This window comes from Streptomyces nymphaeiformis, from assembly GCF_014203895.1.
Classification (GTDB): domain Bacteria; phylum Actinomycetota; class Actinomycetes; order Streptomycetales; family Streptomycetaceae; genus Streptomyces; species Streptomyces nymphaeiformis.
On the sequence record NZ_JACHJY010000014.1, the window covers coordinates 155,594 to 170,193 of the forward strand.

Here is a 14,600-nt window from a genome sequence, read left to right on the forward strand (position 1 = left end):
CCGACAGGGGCCCCGGCGTGCCGCAGACGGTCGCGTCACCCGTCGTCGCCGACGGTGATCCGGGCACACTCCCGTACGACCTCCGCGAGATCGCAGCCGCTGTCGCGCAGGTCCCGCTGACGCCGGGCACCGCCGCCCCGCTCCTTCAGGTCAGCCACGGCCCGATGGGCCCCGGCCCGGTCGCCAGTGGCGCCGAGCGCCTCGTCCGTGTGCTCCAGCAGGGCGTCGAGGGCGACCTCGGCCGGCGTCTCACTCATCGTGCGGGGGTGGAGGAGCGGTCCCTGGAGTCCGGAGCGCGCGGCACGCCAGGACGCTAGCCGCAACAGTCCCACCGGGATCCGGGCGAGCGGCTCCCCGGCGCGCCAGGCACGCGCGGCGGTCTCGACGAGGCCCCGGGCCAGGGTCGCCACCAGCACGGTGGTGTCCGGCTCCAGGCACACGTCGGCGACGCGGATCTCCACGGTCGGGTAGTTGTGGGAGAGCCGGGCGTCGAAGTAGATCATGCCCTTGTCGCGCAGTACCCCGGTCGCCAGCATGTCGCGCACGCACTCGTGGTACCCCTCGGCGCTGCCGAAGGGCTCGTACGGCCCGGCGGAGGGCAGGCGATTCCAGACCCGGCTGCGGTAGCTGCTGTAGCCGCTGTCCTGGCCGTCCCAGAACGGCGAGTTGCCGCTGATCGCACTCAGGAGGGGGAGCCAGGGTCGGATCCGGTCCAGGACGGCGACCCCCTCCTCGTCGGACTCCACGGCGACGTGGACGTGGCACCCGCAGGTCAGCTGCTCCTGCGTGGTGAGGGCGAACTGCTCCGCCATCCAGCGGTACCGGCGGCCGAGGTTGCGCGACGGTTCCACCGGCAGCGGCGAGGTCGCCAGGGCCGCGACGCGGGCACCGGCCACCTTCGCGTGGCGTGCCGCCTCGGCGCGCCACCGGACGATCTCCGCGCGCAGTTCACCTATGTCGCTCAGGGGCCGGGTGGCGAACTCCACCTGCTCCTGATGCAGCTCCTTCTCGAAGACGCCGTCCGACTCCTCGCCGCCCCCTGCCGCCGCTGCGGCGAGCACGGCGGACGACACCGCGAGCGGCTCGCCCGTCGTGGCGCTGACGAGCAGCAGTTCCTCTTCGACCCCTACGGTGCGCATCGATGCTCCTGTACGACTCCGGGCACGTTCCACCCTGCCGACTCCCTCGGAAATCCGCAGGTCATGCGTATGCCCGGGAGAGCCAGGTTGATGCTCCCGCCCGCCACGGCGCCGACCCGTCGGTGTGGAGCAGCAGCGGGGTGCGGGACGAGGTCGACGGCCCGCGCCCTGCCGTCCGTCCCGGCGACGAGGTGGCCGAGGAGGTCGAGGGGGCGGACTTCGCCGAGGGCCACCCGCGGATCTGGCCCGAGCCGTGGGCGCGGCCGTCGCGGCCCACAGGCTGCGCTGCGCTGCTGTCCGCCGGGGAGCATGTCATACGGGGACGTGCGGACACGGCCGCCGGGTCCCGAAGGGCCCGGTGTCCGCGGGTCCTCACGGCGGGTCAGGTCTGGGTGACGAGGGCGAGGCACAGGGCGGCGAGGCCGACGGTGAGCCAGGCGAGGTAGTCGCCGAGGTGGCCGGAGTGCAGGCGGCGCAGCGCCCGGACCGTACGGACGACGGGATGGTCCGTGGACAGGGCGGGGCCGCGGTGGAGGACCGCCGCGGTCGCCAGGGCTGTCGCGAGGAGGGCGGACAGCAGGCCGAGGAGCACTCCCGGGGCCGTCCACCAGGTCGTCGGCGTCGCCTCGGCCTCCGGTGGCGTGCCCGGCCCGGTGAGGACCGCGTCGGCGTAGCGGGCGGGGTCGGTGAAGACCTCCGCTCCGTGGGCGAGGGCGGCGGCAACGGCCGGAAGGCAGCCGATGGCGTGGATGAGGTTGCGGCTGGTGACCAGGGCGTACAGGGCGATCAGCAGGACCCATCCGGCGGCCAGGTAGGGCCACGTGCCCATCAGGCGTCTCCGTTCTCGTGACGGTCGGACTCGGTGAGTTCGACGGCCTGGCTGAGGAAGTGGGCGAGCAGGGCGATCAGTCCGCAGGCGACCTCGACGCCGACCGCGGCGTTCAGCACCGGTACCGTGCCGCCGGACGTGAGGGTGTTGAAGGTGCCGAGCGGCAGCACGTTCTCCAGGAACGCGCCTCCGGCGACCAGGCCCGCCAGGCCGATGAGGCTGTAGGAGGCGGCGGCCAGCGAGTCCGCCACGTCCAGTGCGGTCAGCGGGCGGAGCCTCTTCAGGGCGCGGTAGTCGGCGGCGACGTAGGCCAGGTGCAGGGCGGTGGCGAGGATGACGCCGCCTTGGAATCCGCCGCCGGGGCTCAGCTGGCCGTGCGCGACGATGTACACGCCGACGACGAGCGCGACGGGCAGCAGTACCGTGCCGAACAGCCGGGTGGTGGGCATGACGCTCTCCGCGCGCGCCCGGCGCCGGCGTTCGTCGTGGGCCCGGCAGAGCAGCAGGGTCGCTCCGAGGACGGTGCCGAAGAGGATGGACTCCTCGCCGAGCGTGTCGAAGGCGCGGATGTCGAAGTTGACCGAGGAGACGACGTTCGCGGTGCGGTGGGCCAGTGCGGCCGCCACCGCCCGGTCGCCGTAGGGGTGGTCCGGTGTCCCGAAGGTGGGCAGATGCGCGCAGGCGTCCGTGAAAAAGGCGGCGACCACAACGGCGGCGACCAGGAACAGGACCAGCCGGGCGCGGGCCGTCACCCGCGCTCCTCCTCACCGGTGCCGTCGTGCTCGCCGTGGTCGCGGTTCTCGCGCGCGGGATCTCGGGCGGGCTCACGGGTGATCTTGCGGACGGTCAGCAGGATCATCAGCGGGGTGAGTGCGGTGCCCACGGCCAGCTGGGACATCGCCACATCGGGTGCCTGCAGGACGGCGAACAGCATCGCCAGTCCCAGACCGAGGACGGAGAGGACGACGGCCTGGCGCGTCGGATCCCGGGTGAGGACCGCGACGGTCGCGGTGAGGACGACGAAGGCGAGGGCGACGCCGACGAGCCACTCGTTCACGACCCGCCCCCTTCCCCGGCCTCCCCCGCCCGTCCGGCGGCGCGGCCGACGGCGATGGTGGTGACCGTGCCGCCGACCGCGAACAGCAGGCCGATGAACAGCGTCTTGGCCGCCGCCCGGCCCGCGCCCTGGTCGACGGCCACCGCCACGGCGATCAGGGGCATCCCCAGGCAGGACGCGGGCGCCAGGGCGTGCAGCCGCGTCAGCGTGCCGCGCAGTCGCAGCACCGCGACGGCGGACAGGAGCACGGCGGCCACTCCGGCCCACAGCAGGACGAGGACGACCACGTGAGGGGGTGTCAATCCGGTCTCCTTCCCGCACGCCGGCTGCCGTGCGGAGCGGTCGGGTCAGGTGTCGGTGGCGGATGCGCGTGTCCCGTGGGGGCGGCCGGAGACGAAGCGGGTGAAGACGAGGGTGCCGGCGGGGGCGAGCACACCGAGCACCAGCGCGAGGTCCTGGTAGGAGGACCGGCCGTACGCCTGCGGCAGGACGAGGAACACCGCGCCTGCCACGCTGGAGAGCAGCGACGCCCCGACCAGCCGGTGCACCGGGGTGCCACGGGAGGCCACCCACAGGCAGGCGGGCGCCGGGACGGCCAGGAGGACCAGGGCCGCCACCGCCCAGGCGTTCACGTCGTGCCGTCCGCTTGGGTGACGGCCCGTTAGACCACTCCCGCCCCCGGGGGGCTCAGGGCGTGCACGAGGACCTCGTCGTCCCGGGGTGCGTCGATCACGCAGGTGTCCGGCGACGCGGCGAGCAGCGTTCCGGCCCATCCCGCCCCCGTGCCGGACCGCAGGCGTACGCGCCGCACCTTCCCGCCGGCCGGTTCCGTGACCATGACGGCCACCAGCACTCCCAGACCGCGCACGACCGAGCCGGGCAGGGCGGCGAGCGCGCGCGCCCCGCCACGGCTTCCCTTCGCCCGGCCTCCGGCGGCCAGGCGCATCCTGCGGGCCGCGAACGCCGCTCCCAGCGCGGCGAGTACGGCCACCAGCAGCTCGACCGACGACACGGTGCTGAGGAGCACCACGGTCGTCGCGGTCAGCACGGCCCACCACACCACGATCTCCAGCACACCGCGCATTCCCGGCCCTCCGTCACCCGTGAGCATGGTCCCCGCTGTTGCGCGCGCCGGTACGGGTGGCGCGTCGAGGGTCACCCGTGCGGCCCAGCGGCGCCGCGGACTGTCAGTCGGGTGGCTCCGGCGAACCGGGCTCCCCGGGGGACGGCCCGGGATTCGGGGGCTCGGGCTCGGGCGCTCCTGGATCCGGCGGCCCGGGCGGCACCGGCTCGGGCCCGGGCGGCACGGGCGCGGGCCCGGGCGGCACGGGCGCGGGCCCGGGCGGCACGGGCGCGGGCCCGGGCGGCACGGGCGCGGGCCTTCCGGGCGGGGGCACCGGCACGGTGTCGGGGTCGGGCGGCACGGGCACGGTGCCCGCGGTCAAAGGGACCCGTTCCCCGGGGCGGTACCACCACTGCGGTTCGAGAGTCGGTCCTCGGGTCATGGTCTCGCCTTCCTGAAGTACGGTCGCGCGGCTCGTGTCCCCCGCCTCCGCGACGCGCAGCCGCCGCGGGAGGCGGACAGGACCGCTGCCACCCGTCCGACGAGGGCGCCGAGAGCGTGCGTGGCCTGCTGCTGGCGGCTGCGTCGGCGAGCCCGGTCGTCGAAGCGGCCGTGCGCGCCGAAGTCCTCGTCCGCGTCGGCCGGGGCGAACAGGTTGTCCGGTTCCCCGGGAGAGCGCCGCCGCCCGTCCTGCTGGGCGTCGAACCCGGTCCGGGCAAGGTAGCGGTCCAGCAGGCCGGGCACGACGGCGTTCGCCAGCAGGGTGGCCACGGTGCTGCCACCGACCCAGTACTCGCGGCGCCGGGGGTGGTCGGCCGCGTACAGCACGGCGCGGGCGGCGACCTCGGGCTGGTAGATCGGCGGTACCGGCTGCGCCCCTTCCGAGAGGCGCGAGCGGACCCAGTCGAACTGCGGGGTGTTCACCGCGGGCATCTGGACCATCGTGGTGCGCACTCGGGTGCCGGAGGCCAGCAGTTCGCAGCGCAGGGCCTCGTGCCAGCCCTGGATGGCGTGCTTGGCGCCGCTGTATGCGGTCTGCAGCGGTATCCCGCGGTAGGCGATCGACGACCCGACCTGCACGATCACGCCCGCGTCGCGCGGCAGCATCCGCCGGAGGGCGGCCCGGGTGGCGTAGACGTAACCGAGGTAGCTGACCTCGGTGACGCGGAGGAACTCCTCCGCGCTGATCTCGGTGAAGGGGGCGAAGACCGAGGCGAACGCGTCGTTGACCCACACGTCGATCGGACCGAGCTCCTCCTCCACCCGATCGGCTGCCCGCTCCACGGCCCGCGCATCGGCGATGTCCGCCTGGATGGTGATCACCTCGGCGGCGCCCGCCCGCTCGGCGTCGCGCTGCGCGCCGTCGAGACCGGCCCGCCCCCGGGCGATCAGTGCCAGCCGGTCGCCGCGGGCGGCGAACGTCACCGCGCAGGCGCGCCCGATGCCGCCGCTGGCTCCGCTGATCACGACGGTTCGCGGCATGGTTTCCATGTCGTCCATATCCGTCCTGCTTTCCGCTGTCTCGTGTCGCAAACGGCCGTGGCCGTGCGGGAGGGGAAGCGGACTCAGCGCCGCAGGGCGGGCAGGACGAGCTCCTGGTAGGAGTCGAAGAAGGCCTCCTGGTCGGGACCGATCTGGCCGACGTAGACCTCGTCGAATCCGGCCTGCGCGTAGGCACGCACGGTCTCCACGTGCTCGTCGACGTCGTCGCCGCAGGTCACCGTGTCGGCGACCGCCTCCAGCGTGACGAGCTCGCTCGCCTGCTCAAAATGGGCCGGCGTGGGGAGGAGCTGGGCGAGCTCTCCCGGCAGCAGCTCGGTCGGCCACAGCCGGTGGACCAGGTGGACGGCTTTGTCCCGGTCGCCGCTCCAGCACACCTTCACCCCGCCCACCACCTTCCCGCCCGCACCGCCGCCCTCCCGGAAGGCGCCCACCAGGTCGGAGTCGGGCGTCATGGTGACGAAGCCGTCGCCGATCCGGCCTGCCAGCTCTGCGGCCTTCGGGCCGAACGCGGACACGTAGACCGGCAGAGGGCCTTCGGGGGCGGTGTAGAGGCGGGCGTTGTCGACGGTGTAGTACCGGCCGCGATGGCTGACGAGATCGCCGGTGAACAGCTTGCGCATCACCTCGACGGCCTCCTCGAGCATCTCGGCCCGCTGGTCGAAGGACGGCCACGCATCGCCGTGGACGTGCTCGTTCAGCGCCTCTCCGGTCCCCACGCCCAGGGCGAAGCGCTCGCCGAGGAGGACGCTGGACGTGGCGGCGGCCTGCGCGGTGACCGCGGGGTGGAGGCGCACCGTCGGACAGGTCACCAGCGTGGTGACGGGCAGGTCCACCGTCCGCGACAGAGCGCCGATCATCGACCACACGAACGCGCTGTTGCCCTGGGCGTCGTTCCAGGGGTGGAAGTGGTCGGAGATCGCCAGTCTCGTGAACCCGGCCTGCCGGGCCCGGCGAGCCTGGTCGATCAGCTCGTCCGGGGTGAACTCCTCACACGACAGGAAGTAGCCGTACTCCGTCATCGCGGTCCGCTCCTCTCGTCGTCCCCCTCTGCTCGTCGGTGCGGCTACCCCCGCCCGCCGACGGGAATCACCTCGCGAGCCGGGCGGCCGCCTCGAGCATCAGCGCGTGGACGAAGGCCTGCGGAAGGTTGCCGCGCAGCCGGCGCTGGGCGACGTCGAACTCCTCCGCGTACAGGCCCGGCGGACCGCAGGCGGCGCGGTTCCGCTCGAACCAGCGCACCGCCTCGACGTCGTCGTGCCGGCTGTGCTCGGCCATCGCCAGGGCGAAACCGCACAGCAGGAACGCGCCTTCGGCGTCCTCCAGCGGCCGCTGGTCGTGACGGAACCGGTAGACGTAGTGGTCGCGGCCGAGGTCGGCGCGCACCGCGCGCAGGGTGGCGACGGTACGGGGGGCGTCGGCCGTGAGGGCGCCGCGGAGGGCGGGCAGGAGCAGGGCCGCGTCGACTCCTCCGTCCGTGGGGGAACGCTGCCACCGCCCCGTGGGTGCAGGCACGTGGCGGAGGCGTCGGAGACGATCGTGTCCGCGAGCGCCTCCCAGCCGGCGGCGCGTCCTCCGTCCGCCCGGGGTGCCACGGCGGCGATCGCCCGGAGTCCGGCCGCGCACACCAGACGGCTGTGCGCCCAGTGGTCGTCGTGGAGCTCCCAGATCCCGGCGTCCGGATCCCGGCGCCGGGCGGCGATCGCGTCGGCCGCGGTGAGCGCCGCGCGTCGGCCGTCCGCGTCCAGACGGTCGTGGCGGGCGCCCGCGGCCAGGAGGAGCAGCGCCTCCCCGAACACGTCGAGCTGGAACTGGCGGTTGACGTGGTTTCCGACGACGTCGAAGCCGCCGGGGTAGCCCGGCAGGTCCAGGGTGCGTCGGTCGGGCACCGCCCGGCCGGTGGTGGTGTAGGCGGGGGCGAGTCCGGGGCCGTGCTCCAGGAGGCGGGCGGCCACGAAGCGCACCGAGTCGTCCAGCAGCCGCTGCCCGCCGGTCGCGGCGACGGCCTGGCCGACGAAGGACTGGTCCCGGATCCACACGTACCGGTAGTCGTAGTTGCGGCCTTGCTCGGCCCGTTCGGGCAGGCTGGCGGTGGCCGCCGCGACCGTGCCGTCCGCCGGGGAGGCCAGGCCGGCCATGACCGCGTACGCGTGCCGGGCGTCGCGCCCGCTCAGCGTGCCGGTCAGGTCGGGCACGCACCCGGCCCACGACGCCTCGGTGGCCCGCCACAGCACCTCCGAGGTCTCCGGCGCCGGCAGCGGTGCGTCGGAGACCTCCAGGACGAGGTCGTGGTGCTGCCCCGCCTCCAGCGTGACGGTGGTGTGCAGTCCGTCGTCGTGGCGGGCGTCCGGTGCGCCGCTGAAGCGCACCCGGAGGTCTCCCGCGCGGCCGGTCCAGCGTCCCTGTCCGTCGCGGCGCACGTCACGCAGCCGTGACCTTCCGAAGCGGGCCGCCAGGTTCAGCGTCACTCGCAGGCGGGTTTCGCCGTCGACGGCCAGGATCCGGCGCAGCACGACCGCGCGATGGGGGTCACCGGGATGGACCAGGGCTTCGCGGCACTCGACGACGCCGCCCGTGGTGATCCAGCGGCTGCGCCTTATCAGGCTGCCCTGCTCGTAGTAGCCGCCCCACACGAACGGGCCCTCGGGGGTGACGCCGTACCAGCCGTCGCCGCCGATGAGCGCGGCGAAGACGGCGTCGTCGTCCCAGGCGGGCGCACATCCACACGATGTCGCCGCGTGGCCCGACCAGGGCGCCGCGCTCCCCGTCCGCGAGCAGGGCGTAGTCCCGCAGGGCGTGCGGATCGGGTCGGCCGGCGGCGGGCGGTGTCATCGGCGGCTCCGTTCCGGGGTGGCCCCGTGCGGATGCGCCGCACGGGCACGAGGCCGGCTATCCGCCGGCACGGTGCCGGTCCGCGACATCGGGGCGAATCGTCAGGCCCAGGCCCGGCTCTCCGCTCAGGCCCGGCCGGAGGGTGCCGCCGGACGGGTCGAGGGTCCCGTCGAAGAGCAGGTTCTCGATGCGGACGTGGTCGTGGAACCACTCCAGGTGGCGCAGGTTCGGCACGGCGGCGGCGTGCGCGTGGACGTGCGGGGCGCAGTGGCCGGAGAGCTGCAGGCCGTGGGCCTCGGCGAGGGCGGCAGCGCGCAGCCACACGGTGATGCCGCCGCAGCGGGTGACGTCGGCCTGCATGCAGTCGACCGCCGGAATCATGCGGGCGAAGTAGGGCAGGTCGTAGCCGTACTCGCCTGCGGCGACGTCGGCCGTGACCGTGTGGCGGAGCTGGGTGAGGCCGACGAGGTCGTCGGAGGAGACGGGCTCCTCGAACCAGCTCACGTCCGCGTCGTCCAGCGCCCGCCCGATCCGGACCGCCTGCTTGCGGGTGTAGGCCCCATTCGCGTCCACGTACAGCTCGGGTTCGGCGCCGAGCAGCGCCCGGGCCCGCTCCGTGCCTACCAGTTCGCCGCCGAGCCGGAGTCCGCGGCGATGATCGCGTTCTCGGGCAGCAGCGCGTCCAGGGCGTGGACGACGTGCTCGGGGTTGACCGGGTCCGCGGACACCTCGGCACGGCGTTCCATCACGTCCCACCAACGTGCGGCGTTGTCCTCGATCGTCTTGCGCCACGTGCCGTCCGCCTTGGGTTCGAGCAGCGGGAGCAACCGGCGAAGCGTCTCGCCGGCGTCACCGACCAGGTTCACCTCGAACGGGTAACGCAGGCCCACCATGAACGGGTCGACGTCGATCTGCACCGCCCTGGCCTGGTCGAACTCGGGAAGGAACTGGGTGTAGGGGAAGCTGGAGCCGACCACGAGCAGCGTGTCGCAGTCCCGCATCATCTCGTAGGAGGGACGGGTTCCGAGGAGACCGATCGACCCCGTGACGTACGGGAGCGTGTCGGGCAGCGCGTCCTTGCCGAGCAGCGCCTTCGCCACGCCCGCGCCGAGCAGCTCGGCCGCCCGTTCGACCTCGGGGCGGGCGCTCCGCGCGCCCTGTCCGATGAGCATGGCCACCTTCTCGCCGGCGTTGAGGATCTCGGCCGCCTTCTCCAGGTCCTCCTCGGCCGGGACCGGGGTGTAGCGGGGAGTGCCCAGGCTCGAGGGGACCTGCTTGAAGGCGTGCGCCGGGGGTTCGTAGTCCAGTTCCTGCACGTCGGCAGGGATGATCACCGCGGTGACCGTGCGCCGGGTGGCGGCCGTGCGCATGGCCCGGTCCAGCACGTTCGGCAGCTGCGCGGGTACGGTGACCACCTCGCAGAACTCCGAGGCCACGTCCTTGTACAGGGCGGCCAGATCGACCTCCTGCTGGGAGGAGCCTCCCATCGCGCTGCGGTCGGTCTGACCGACGATCGCCACCAGGGGCACGTGGTCGAGCTTCGCGTCGTACAGGCCGTTCAGCAGGTGGATCGCCCCCGGCCCCGACGTCGCCGCACACACCCCGGTCCGTCCGGAGAACTTCGCGTACCCGACCGCCTCGAACGCCGCCATCTCCTCGTGGCGCGCCTGGACGAAGCGCGGCCGGTCCTCCGCGCGCCCCCATGCCGCCAGCAATCCGTTGACGCCGTCACCGGGATAGGCGAAGACGTACTCCACCTCCCAGTCCCGCAGCCGCTCCAGCACGTAGTCGGAAACCTTCATCACACGTCTCCTTCCCTGCGCGGTCCTGGCGTCTCGGGGCTCGGCGACCTCGTTGCGCGGCTAACCGCTGGCACCCGGCTGAAACGCCCGTCCCGCGGCGGGGCACGATCCGCGAGGGTGTCAGGCCGGGTGTCCGGGTGAGAGGTCCACCACGTCGCCGAACCGGAGCAGTGGCGGGCGGACCGGGCCGGGCGGGCTGTGCGTGACGGGTGCGAGCAGGAAACCGACGTGGTCACCGCCGTCGACGCGGCCTTCGACCCGCCCCACGAACCAGGCACAGCAGTCTTCCAGGACCGGCGCCCCGCCGTCCCCCGGCCGCCAGGCCACTCGGTCGAACTTGTCGGTGTCGTCCCCGGTCCGACCTCCGAACAGCTCGGCGACCGGCTTCTGTTCGCGGCCGAGGGCGTGGACGGCGAGGTGGGAGGCACGGCGCGCGACGCGGTACGTGCGGTTGGCGGTGGACAGCCACGCCATGAAGCGCGGCGGGTCGATCGAGCACTGCGACGCGAAGCCCACGAGGCAGCCGCCCCGCTCGCCGTCGGCCGCCGCCGTGACCACGAACATCGGGTAGTCGAGTACGTCGGTGAAGCCGTCGAGGCCGGTCATGGTCGACACCTCCGGTACGGGACGGGCCGCCGCGGAACGGCACCGGATTCGAGGACCGCCACGGTGGTCTCCTACGTCCGGTCCGACGTCTGCCCCGCATCGGGCGTCCGCGCGGCGAGCGGGAGGTGGTAGAGGGCGAAGGCCCTGCCGATGACGGGCTGGGCGACGTTGCGGACGCGGACCCCGCCCGCCGTCATGCCGTGCTCGGTCCCGAGGTGGGCGTGGCCGTGGACCGCGAGGTCGGCGCCCGCCTCGTCGATGGCCTCGGCAAGGAGGTAGCTGCCCAGGAAGGGGTAGAGCTCGACCGGTTCGCCGGCGAGCGTGTCGGGCACGGGCGCGAAGTGGGTGAGGGCGATCCTCGCCGCGCAGCCGTCGGCGGACACCTCGGTCAGCGCCCGGTGGAGTCCCTCGGCGGCACGGTGGGCGGCGCGGACGAACTCCTTCATCTCGCGCTCGCCGAACTCCCCCGCGCTGCGGCCCGCGAAGCCCCCGCAGAAGCCCTTCGCCCCGGCGACCCCGACCGTGCCGCCGGCCACCGGCAGGATCACGTGGTCCCCCTCCAGGACCGTGACCCCGGCTTCGGTGAGGACGCCGGTGACGTCGGCCTCCTGCCCGGAGTGGTAGTCGTGGTTGCCGAGCACGGCGACCACGGGGACGCCGAGGTCGCGCACCTCCTCCGCGACCACCTGTGCCTCGGGGACCGTGCCGTGCCGGGTGAGGTCACCGGCGAGGAGGAGCAGGTCCGCGCAGAGCGGCAGCGTCTCGAACGACGGGCGCAGCAAGCCCCGGCAGTCCGGGCTCAGGTGGATGTCGCCGACGGCCGCGACCCGGACGACGGACCCGTCCCACTTGCCGGAGAAGGCAGGGGAGGCGGCGGAGGTCACGACAGGTCCTCGGGCCGGTCGGGCGGATCGGCGCAGGCCACCAGGAGGTCCGCGCGGACCGGGATGCCCGCCAGCTCCGCGCCGGCAAGGCGGAGGATCTCGTCGCGGCGGCCGGCCGTGGGGAGGGTGCCGGTGAGGAGGATCGCCTCGCCGCGGACCTCGACGCGCACCCCGAGTTCGGCCACGTCCTCGCGGGCGAGCCGGTCCCTGAAGCGGGCGATCCGGTACTCGCTCTCGCCGCCGTTCATCGTGGGCCTGCGTCCCGGGCCCGGGACAGCGCCCTGCGCCGCAGGCGGTAAGGGGTGGCGTACCAGCAGAGGGCGAACCACAGCATCACGGCGCCGACGACGATCCCGGCGGCCAGGGCACCGCCGAGGACCACGTCCAGGAGGAGCAGGAGCGTGCAGCCGACGGTCAGGGCGAGCAGGACCATGCCGCAGACCATGAGCCGTCCGGCGGCCAGGACGACCTCCTCCTTCAGCCGCAGCCCGCAGAGGCAGCGGTGCAGCGAGACCGGGGCGATCAGGGCGGCCGTCGAGGAGGCGGCGAGGACGACGGTGACGACGTACAGTCCGCGGTCGAAGCCACCGAGCTCGTGGAAGCGGACGGTGAAGGCGAGGCTCAGCAGGAAGCCGAACAGGATCTGCACGCCGGTCTGGGCGACCCGCGTCTCCTGGAGGACCTCCTGCCAGCGTCTGTTGACCCGCTCCCGGGCGCCTTCCGTCGGCCGGGGCGCGAGCGGCCGGCGGGCCGCCTCCTCCTCCACGATGCGCCACTCGGCCTCCGTCAGGCGTCTCGTCGCGGTCATGACGTCCTCCTCGGCTCGGCATGTCCGTCCCGTTCTGCGGGGTGCGGTGCCCGAAGGCCGCCTCCGCAAACGTCCGCTCAGGCCGGACGCGTGAACGGGCTGGTGTGCAGACGGGCGAGGAGATCGGCCGGGTCGTCGAACACGGCCGCCGCTCCCGCCTCGGTGAGGTCGGCACGCGGGATGCCGCCGGACAGCAGCCCGGCGGACGCCATGTGGGCGCGGTGTGCGGCCTTCATGTCCCAGACGCTGTCGCCGACGAACACGGCCCGGTCCTCGGGCACACCGACGAGGGACAGGGCGTGTCGGAGCGGGTCGGGGGCCGGCTTGCCCTCCTCCACGTCGTCCGCGGTGGCGGTGTCCGTGAGGGCGTCGTCGGCGTCCAGGGCCCGGAGCAGAGCGGTCAGCTCACGGTCCTTGGCCGAGGTGACCAGGACGATCTTCCAGTCGTCGTCCGCGAGTGTCCGCAGCAGCTCACCGGCCCTGTCGAAGGCCTGTAGTCGCGGGAAGAAGGTGCCGTAGAGCGTGTCGTGCGCGGCGCTGAGGCGGGCGTCCTCCGACCGGTCGCGGGACGGGCCGAGCAACTGGTCGATGAGCTGCTCCCCCGGCAGGCCCAGGGCACGGTGCACGGCGTGGGTCGGCACCTGGTGGCCACCCTGCCGGAAGGCCTCCCACCAGGCGACGACGTGCAGGTGGTTGGTGTCGACGAGCGTTCCGTCGATGTCGAAGAGTGCGGCGCGGTCCATGTCCGGGCTCCTAGAGGTCTCGGAGGGCAGGGCGCAGGGTCGTCTCCGCCCGGCGGGGGAACGGCGCACGGAGTCGCCGATGGCCACGACGGAGGGGGGTCGTCGGCGCCCGGCGGAGGAACGGCGTCTGGTGGTCGCCTCCGCCCCGGACGGGGGCGAGGTCGGTGAAACCGGCGTCGGCGAAGCGGCGGACCACCTCCCCCACGGCGTCCACGTCGTCCCCGCAGGGGATGGCCGTCGCCACGTCCCCCGGCCGGGTGTGGGCGGGGGACGCGGCGAAGCTCGCCGGTGATCAGCAGGCCGGCGTGCCCGTGAACAAGGCGCGGATGATCTCGACCGCTTCGTCCAGCGTGGCGAGGCGTACCCGCGCCGAGCGCCCGCCCCGGCCGACGAGGAGAAAACGGTCAGCGCATGTCCGGGTCGTCGGGCGGCAGGGACCACGACTGGGTCCCCCGGGCCGGTCCCCTCGGTCCCGGCGTCTCCACCGGTCCGGGCGCCTCCCTCATCGTGTCGGGCCCCTTGTCGGGGCTCCCCATGGGCGCGCCCGACCCCGCGTCGGCGTCCTCGGGGCGGATCCGGCCGCGCCAGCCGCCGGTCGCGTCCGCACGCTCCTCGATGAAGCCCTTGAAGCGCTTGAGATCGCCCTTGACCCGCCGGTCGAGCATCCCCGTCATGTCGGCGGCCTTCTGCGCCATGCCGTCGGGCTCCACGTCCATCGCGAGCCGCACCCGGGTGTGTCCCTCGTCCAGGGGCTGGAAGCTGACGACACCCTTCTGCCGTACGTCGCCCCCCGTCGTACGCCACGCGATGCGCTGGTCCGGAAGCTGGTCGACGATCTCGGTGTCGAACTCCTGCCGGACCCCGGCCACCTTCGTCCGCCAGTGGCAGTGCCGGTCGTCGATCTGCCGGACGTCCTCGACGCCCTCCATGAACCTCGGGAACTCCTCGAACTGCGTCCACTGGTCGTAGGCGTTCCGCAGGGGAACGTCCACGTCGATCGTCTGCTCCACCTTGCTCATGGTCAGACCTCCTCCACCTCGTCGGGGCGCTGCGGGAACCGGCTCTCTCCGGCCGGCCCTCACCCGCGACTGCCCACGCCGGATCGCCGTATGCGGCTTCCCGTCGACGGCACCGCCCGCGGTCGTGGTCGGGAGATCGGACCGTGGCCGACCTGTGTCGGTCCGATCCCGGCATGGCGGGGCCGGGGGCGGGTAGACGCGCGGCCGACGCAAGGAGGAGCCCGCGATGGAGATCCTGACCATGGGAGTCGAGGAGGAATTCATCCTGGTCGACCAGGCCACACGAGCCCCGGTCAACCGCGCCCCGGCCGTCATCCG

At 73.7% G+C, this 14,600-nt stretch carries 15 protein-coding genes and 4 pseudogenes; all 19 read right to left on the reverse strand.

The annotated features are described in order from the left end of the window. Positions 1 to 35: 35 nt before the first annotated feature. The gene (locus tag GGE06_RS38210; RefSeq protein ID WP_116164807.1) at positions 36 to 1,139 is read right to left on the reverse strand and encodes a glutamate--cysteine ligase 2; all 1,104 of its coding nucleotides are present in this window, start codon (positions 1,137 to 1,139) and stop codon (positions 36 to 38) included. A gap of 382 nt (positions 1,140 to 1,521) precedes the next feature. After that, on the reverse strand, positions 1,522 to 1,968 hold the full coding sequence (locus GGE06_RS38215; RefSeq protein ID WP_116164805.1) for a hypothetical protein: 447 nt from the start codon (positions 1,966 to 1,968) through the stop codon (positions 1,522 to 1,524). After that, positions 1,968 to 2,720 (reverse strand): MnhB domain-containing protein, encoded by a 753-nt coding sequence (locus tag GGE06_RS38220; RefSeq protein ID WP_184932968.1) that lies wholly within the window; start codon positions 2,718 to 2,720, stop codon positions 1,968 to 1,970. The genes GGE06_RS38215 and GGE06_RS38220 overlap by 1 nt, the downstream gene beginning before the upstream one ends. Then, positions 2,717 to 3,025, reverse strand: a complete 309-nt coding sequence (locus GGE06_RS43160; RefSeq protein ID WP_116164801.1) for a Na(+)/H(+) antiporter subunit B — start codon at positions 3,023 to 3,025, stop codon at positions 2,717 to 2,719. Before GGE06_RS43160 ends, GGE06_RS38220 begins: the two co-directional genes overlap by 4 nt. Further along, positions 3,022 to 3,327: a monovalent cation/H(+) antiporter subunit G gene (locus tag GGE06_RS43165; protein ID WP_184932969.1), complete on the reverse strand. Its 306-nt coding sequence runs from the start codon at positions 3,325 to 3,327 to the stop codon at positions 3,022 to 3,024. Before GGE06_RS43165 ends, GGE06_RS43160 begins: the two co-directional genes overlap by 4 nt. A 45-nt stretch (positions 3,328 to 3,372) precedes the next feature. Further along, on the reverse strand, positions 3,373 to 3,657 hold the full coding sequence (locus GGE06_RS43170) for a monovalent cation/H+ antiporter complex subunit F (protein ID WP_312883454.1): 285 nt from the start codon (positions 3,655 to 3,657) through the stop codon (positions 3,373 to 3,375). A 29-nt stretch (positions 3,658 to 3,686) separates the two neighbouring features. Next, positions 3,687 to 4,109 carry a hypothetical protein gene (locus tag GGE06_RS38240; RefSeq protein ID WP_184932971.1) on the reverse strand — a complete coding sequence of 141 codons (423 nt, stop codon included), beginning with the start codon at positions 4,107 to 4,109 and terminating at the stop codon, positions 3,687 to 3,689. Positions 4,110 to 4,526: 417 nt separating this feature from the next. Then, entirely contained in the window at positions 4,527 to 5,570 is a 1,044-nt protein-coding gene (locus tag GGE06_RS38245; protein WP_246533004.1) for an SDR family oxidoreductase, read from the reverse strand. 83 nt (positions 5,571 to 5,653) lie between these two features. Further along, on the reverse strand, positions 5,654 to 6,610 hold the full coding sequence (locus GGE06_RS38250; RefSeq protein WP_116164798.1) for a TIGR03557 family F420-dependent LLM class oxidoreductase: 957 nt from the start codon (positions 6,608 to 6,610) through the stop codon (positions 5,654 to 5,656). Positions 6,611 to 6,677: 67 nt separating this feature from the next. Next, positions 6,678 to 7,214 (reverse strand): glycoside hydrolase family 15 protein, encoded by a 537-nt coding sequence (locus GGE06_RS44180; protein ID WP_376773640.1) that lies wholly within the window; start codon positions 7,212 to 7,214, stop codon positions 6,678 to 6,680. Further along, positions 7,172 to 7,726, reverse strand: a pseudogene (locus GGE06_RS44185) (glycoside hydrolase family 15 protein); the annotation flags it as partial. The gene GGE06_RS44180 and the pseudogene GGE06_RS44185, both read right to left, overlap by 43 nt. A 751-nt stretch (positions 7,727 to 8,477) precedes the next feature. Next, positions 8,478 to 9,050: pseudogene (locus GGE06_RS38260) on the reverse strand (enolase C-terminal domain-like protein); the annotation flags it as partial. Then, positions 9,044 to 10,222, reverse strand: a pseudogene (locus GGE06_RS38265) (thiamine pyrophosphate-binding protein); the annotation flags it as partial. The pseudogenes GGE06_RS38265 and GGE06_RS38260, both read right to left, overlap by 7 nt. 120 nt (positions 10,223 to 10,342) lie before the next feature. Further along, positions 10,343 to 10,828, reverse strand: a complete 486-nt coding sequence (locus GGE06_RS38270) for a flavin reductase family protein (protein WP_184932972.1) — start codon at positions 10,826 to 10,828, stop codon at positions 10,343 to 10,345. 71 nt (positions 10,829 to 10,899) lie between these two features. Beyond that, positions 10,900 to 11,712 carry a metallophosphoesterase family protein gene (locus tag GGE06_RS38275; RefSeq protein WP_184932973.1) on the reverse strand — a complete coding sequence of 271 codons (813 nt, stop codon included), beginning with the start codon at positions 11,710 to 11,712 and terminating at the stop codon, positions 10,900 to 10,902. Further along, on the reverse strand, positions 11,709 to 11,960 hold the full coding sequence (locus GGE06_RS38280) for a hypothetical protein (RefSeq protein WP_116164792.1): 252 nt from the start codon (positions 11,958 to 11,960) through the stop codon (positions 11,709 to 11,711). Before GGE06_RS38280 ends, GGE06_RS38275 begins: the two co-directional genes overlap by 4 nt. Beyond that, positions 11,957 to 12,520 (reverse strand): DUF6328 family protein, encoded by a 564-nt coding sequence (locus GGE06_RS38285; protein WP_220378565.1) that lies wholly within the window; start codon positions 12,518 to 12,520, stop codon positions 11,957 to 11,959. Before GGE06_RS38285 ends, GGE06_RS38280 begins: the two co-directional genes overlap by 4 nt. 77 nt (positions 12,521 to 12,597) lie before the next feature. Continuing rightward, positions 12,598 to 13,263: an HAD family hydrolase gene (locus tag GGE06_RS38290; RefSeq protein WP_116164790.1), complete on the reverse strand. Its 666-nt coding sequence runs from the start codon at positions 13,261 to 13,263 to the stop codon at positions 12,598 to 12,600. 560 nt (positions 13,264 to 13,823) lie between these two features. Then, positions 13,824 to 14,282 (reverse strand): annotated as a pseudogene (locus GGE06_RS38295) (SRPBCC family protein); the annotation flags it as partial. Positions 14,283 to 14,600: the final 318 nt, after the last annotated feature.

What these genes read in the sequence shown, in the direction of transcription:
- GGE06_RS38210 (WP_116164807.1), bottom strand. Translation starts at nt 1,139, where the DNA reads ATGCGCACCGTAGGGGTCGAAGAGGAACTGCTGCTCGTCAGCGCCACG.
- GGE06_RS38215 (WP_116164805.1), bottom strand. Translation starts at nt 1,968, where the DNA reads ATGGGCACGTGGCCCTACCTGGCCGCCGGATGGGTCCTGCTGATCGCC.
- GGE06_RS38240 (WP_184932971.1), bottom strand. Translation starts at nt 4,109, where the DNA reads ATGCGCGGTGTGCTGGAGATCGTGGTGTGGTGGGCCGTGCTGACCGCG.
- GGE06_RS38245 (WP_246533004.1), bottom strand. Translation starts at nt 5,570, where the DNA reads ATGCCGCGAACCGTCGTGATCAGCGGAGCCAGCGGCGGCATCGGGCGC.
- GGE06_RS38250 (WP_116164798.1), bottom strand. Translation starts at nt 6,610, where the DNA reads ATGACGGAGTACGGCTACTTCCTGTCGTGTGAGGAGTTCACCCCGGAC.
- GGE06_RS38270 (WP_184932972.1), bottom strand. Translation starts at nt 10,828, where the DNA reads ATGACCGGCCTCGACGGCTTCACCGACGTACTCGACTACCCGATGTTC.
- GGE06_RS38280 (WP_116164792.1), bottom strand. Translation starts at nt 11,960, where the DNA reads ATGAACGGCGGCGAGAGCGAGTACCGGATCGCCCGCTTCAGGGACCGG.
- GGE06_RS38285 (WP_220378565.1), bottom strand. Translation starts at nt 12,520, where the DNA reads ATGACCGCGACGAGACGCCTGACGGAGGCCGAGTGGCGCATCGTGGAG.
- GGE06_RS38290 (WP_116164790.1), bottom strand. Translation starts at nt 13,263, where the DNA reads ATGGACCGCGCCGCACTCTTCGACATCGACGGAACGCTCGTCGACACC.